Source organism: Roseateles sp. (genome assembly GCF_036486225.1).
Lineage (GTDB): Bacteria > Pseudomonadota > Gammaproteobacteria > Burkholderiales > Burkholderiaceae_C > Roseateles.
Genome location: NZ_DASVNZ010000166.1, coordinates 1 through 3,644, shown reverse-complemented (window position 1 = coordinate 3,644; position 3,644 = coordinate 1). Strand labels below are relative to the sequence as shown.

Sequence of the window (3,644 nt, the reverse complement as noted above, 5' to 3'; positions counted from 1 at the left end):
CGCTGGGCGGCCCGGCCGGTGGTCTGCACGGCGGCGCCGCGGCGCGGGCCGGCGCGGGCTCGTCCGGTTCCGCGGTGACCACGCTGCTGGAGAACTACGAACTGCCGCCGCCGGGTTCTCCGGTGGACGTGCTGGTGGACCACCTGAAGGTGCTCGCGGCCAAGGAGCCGGAGCGGGTGGCGGAAGTCGTCAAGCAATGGGTGCAGAAGAAAAATGGCCGAAGCGAGTGATTTCATTCCGCCCGGCAGCGCCGCGTCGCTGAGCCCGGTCGAGCGTGCCGCCATCGTGCTGCTGAGCATGGGCGAGGAGCCCGCGGCCGCCGTGCTGCGCTGCCTGTCGCGCGAGGAACTGCTGGACGTCACGCAGGTGATGTCGCGGCTGTCGGGCATCAAGGTCGACTGGGTGCGCGCCTCGCTGCAGACCTTCTTCGACGACTACCGCGAGCAGAGCGGCGTGCACGGCGCCTCGCGCACCTACCTGAAGCGCTCGCTGGACCTGGCGCTCGGCGGCCAGATCGCCTCCAGCGTGCTCAACAGCATCTACGGCGACGCGATCCGGCCCAAGATGCAGCGCCTGCAATGGGCCTCGCCGAAGTGGCTGGCCGAGCAGATCAGCCATGAGCATCAGCGCATGCAGGCGGTGTTCCTGGCCTTCCTGCCGAGCGCGCTGGCCGGCGACGTCGTCGCCGCGCTGCCGGAAGGCCCCGCCGGCGGCCGTGACCGCGTGCTGCTGCAGATGGCGCGGCTGTCGGAGGTCGACGCCGAGCTGCTGATGGAGCTCGAGGAACTGGTCGAGCGCTGCCTCGCCGGCCTGGGCCAGCAGGGCGCGACCGTCGAGGGCGTCAAGCAGGTCGCCGAGATCCTCAACCGCATGCCTGGCCAGCGCCAGCAGATGGTGGAGCTGCTGCGCGCGCACGACCCGGGCGTGGTCGGCGAGATCGAGTCCTCGATGTACGAGTTCTTCATGCTCTCGCGTCAGAGCGAGGCCACGTTGACGCGCCTGATCGAGGAAGTGCCGCTGGAGCTGTGGGCGGTCGCGCTCAAGGGCGCCGAGCCGCCGGTGCGCGACGCGCTGCTGGCCGCGATGCCGCGCCGCCAGGCGCAGAGCTTCGAGGACCTGATGCGCCGCGGCGGACCGATGCCGATGAGCCGCGTGGAGCAGGCGCGCGCCGAGATCATGGCGCAGGTCAAGGCGCTGGTGGACGCGGGCGAGATCCAGGTCCAGCTGTTCGCCGAGGACGTCGTCGAATGAAGACGCTGCGCCCGCATCGCTTCCCGCCGCTGGCCCAGGTCGGCCGCGCGTTGTCATCGTCGTCCTCGCTGCTCGACGGGCAGTCCGGCGCGCAGCTGCAGGCCAGCCTCGCGCAGGGCTTCCAGGAAGGGCTGGCCAAGGGCTATGAGGAAGGCTATGCGAGCGGACTGCAGACCGGCACCGACGAGGCGCGCAGCGCCGCCGAGGTCGCCGGGCACGCGTCAGGGCTGGCCGCCGGCCGTGAGGACGCGCGGGCGCTGCTGGTCAGCCCGTTGGCCGCGGTCGATACCTTGCTCACGCATCTCTGCCAGCTGCAGCAGGACTACCAGTCCGCCGTGCGGCGCGAGGTCGTCGAGCTGGTCGAGCGCGTCGCGCGGCAGGTCATCCGCGCCGAACTCACGCTGCGTCCGACGCAGCTGATGGCGCTGGTCGACGAGACGTTGTCGGCCATGCCGCCGGCGCGCGACGGCGTCGAGGTCTTCCTGAATCCCGAGGATCGCCAGCGCCTGCTGGAGCTCGGCCCCGAGCGCGTGCACGAGTGGACGCTGCATGCCGACGCCTCGCTGGATCCGGGCGAGTGCCGCGTCATCGCCGGCGGGCGCGAGGCCGATGCCGGCTGCCGCCAGCGCCTGGCCGCCTGCATGGACCAGGTGCGGGGTCAGTTGATGCCCGAGAGCACGATCGACGGCCAGGGCGGCGCTCCGTCGCAATCGCAGTCGCAGTCGCAGTCGAACGCCGACTCGATGCCGTATTCGTCCACGGCGGCCGGCGCGCTCGACGCGCTCGGTGCTCGTGACGCGACCGGGGAGGGCGTCTGATGATCAGCAACGCGCTGCGTCGTGTCGAACTCGGCGACGTGCCGGTGTCGACGCCCACCGGGCGGCTCGTCGGCGCCTCGGGCCTGCTGCTCGAGGCGAGCGGCTGCACGCTGCGCACTGGTCAGCGCTGCCTGATCGAACAACGGCTCGAAGGCGCGAGCGAAGGCTCGCCCGACGGCTGGCTCGCCGCGCAGGTCGTGGGCTTCCGCGACCAGGTCGCCTACCTGATGCCCTTCAAGAAGCCTGACGGCCTGGCCGCCGGCGCACGCGTGCTGCCCGCGCCAGAGCGTTCGTCGCTGATGATCGGCCCGCAGTGGCTGGGTCGCATCGTCAACGGGCTCGGAGAGCCGATCGACGGCCGCGGCCGCCTGGGCGGCGATCTGCCGCTGCAGATGGTGCCGCCCAAGGTCAATCCGCTGCGCAAGAAGCCGGTGCACGAGCCGCTGGACGTCGGCGTGCGCGCCATCAACGGCCTGCTGACGCTGGGCCGCGGCCAGCGCGTCGGCCTGATGGCCGGTTCCGGCGTCGGCAAGAGCGTGCTGCTGGGCCTGATCACGCGCAACACGGTCGCCGACGTCGTCGTCGTCGGCCTGATCGGCGAACGCGGCCGCGAGGTGCGCGAGTTCATCGACCTGTCGCTGGGCGCCGAGGGCCTGGCGCGCGCGGTCGTCGTCGTGGCGCCGGCCGACGAGTCGCCGCTGATGCGGCTGCGCGCCACCGAGCTGTGCCACAGCATCGCCGCCCATTACCGCGACCAGGGCCAGCACGTGCTGCTGCTCGTCGACTCGCTGACGCGCTACGCGATGGCGCGGCGCGAGGTCGCGCTGGCGCTCGGCGAGCCGCCGGCCACGCGCGGCTACCCGCCGTCGGTCTTCAGCCTGCTGCCGGAACTCGTCGAGAGCGCCGGCAACGGCGAAGGCGAAGGCAGCATGAGCGCCATCTACACGGTCCTGGCCGAAGGCGACGACCAGCAGGACCCGGTCGTCGACACGGCCCGCGCGATCCTGGACGGCCACATCGTCCTGACGCGCGCGCTGGCCGAGCGCGGCCACTACCCCGCGATCGACGTGGCGCAGTCGATCAGCCGCTGCATGGCGCTGGTCGCCGACCGTGGCCAGCAGCAGGCCGCGCGCGAGCTGAAGCAGCTGATGGCCCGCTTCGAGCAGGTCCGCGAGCTGATGCCGCTGGGCGCCTACGTGCCCGGCGCCGATCCGGCCACCGACCGCGCCGTCGCGCTGTGGCCACGCATCGAGGCCTTCCTGCACCAGGGCACCCACGAGGGCGCGCCGCTGGCGCGCACGCAATCCCAACTGTCGGAGGTGCTCGCATGAGCGGCAGCCAGGACTCGCTGCGACGCAGCCTCGGCAAGCTGGCCGAGCTGCAGCAGCTCCAGCTCGATCGCCAGCAGGCGAAGCTGGTCGCGCAGCAGCAGCTGTGCCAGCGCGTGCAGGGCACCGTCGACCGGCTGGACGCGCTCGGCGCGCAGGCGACGCTGAGCGGCGTCGCGCTGCCCGGCCTGGCGCAGAACAGCGCCGCCTACAAGCAGGCGATGCGCGGCTGGGCCGACCAGCAGCG

At 72.3% G+C, this 3,644-nt stretch carries 4 protein-coding genes and 1 pseudogene; all 5 read left to right on the top strand.

Going from position 1 to position 3,644, the window contains the following annotated elements; genetic code table 11:
* Window positions 1–230: pseudogene (locus VF536_RS11795) on the top strand (flagellar M-ring protein FliF); the annotation flags it as partial.
* Window positions 214–1,251, top strand: a complete 1,038-nt coding sequence (locus tag VF536_RS11790) for a FliG C-terminal domain-containing protein (protein ID WP_331615037.1) — start codon at window positions 214–216, stop codon at window positions 1,249–1,251. The pseudogene VF536_RS11795 and the gene VF536_RS11790, both read left to right, overlap by 17 nt.
* A complete protein-coding gene (gene fliH / locus VF536_RS11785; RefSeq protein ID WP_331615036.1) occupies window positions 1,248–2,069 on the top strand; it encodes a flagellar assembly protein FliH in 822 nt (273 codons plus the stop codon). The genes VF536_RS11790 and fliH overlap by 4 nt, the downstream gene beginning before the upstream one ends.
* Entirely contained in the window at window positions 2,069–3,400 is a 1,332-nt protein-coding gene (gene fliI / locus VF536_RS11780; protein ID WP_331615035.1) for a flagellar protein export ATPase FliI, read from the top strand. The genes fliH and fliI overlap by 1 nt, the downstream gene beginning before the upstream one ends.
* A partial coding sequence (locus VF536_RS11775; RefSeq protein ID WP_331615034.1) for a hypothetical protein occupies window positions 3,397–3,644 on the top strand: 248 nt, incomplete at its 3' end. The genes fliI and VF536_RS11775, both read left to right, overlap by 4 nt.

Excerpts from the sequence above, each read along its gene's own strand:
- fliH (WP_331615036.1), top strand. The coding sequence starts at position 1,248 with ATGAAGACGCTGCGCCCGCATCGCTTCCCGCCGCTGGCCCAGGTCGGC.
- fliI (WP_331615035.1), top strand. The coding sequence starts at position 2,069 with ATGATCAGCAACGCGCTGCGTCGTGTCGAACTCGGCGACGTGCCGGTG.
- VF536_RS11790 (WP_331615037.1), top strand. The coding sequence starts at position 214 with ATGGCCGAAGCGAGTGATTTCATTCCGCCCGGCAGCGCCGCGTCGCTG.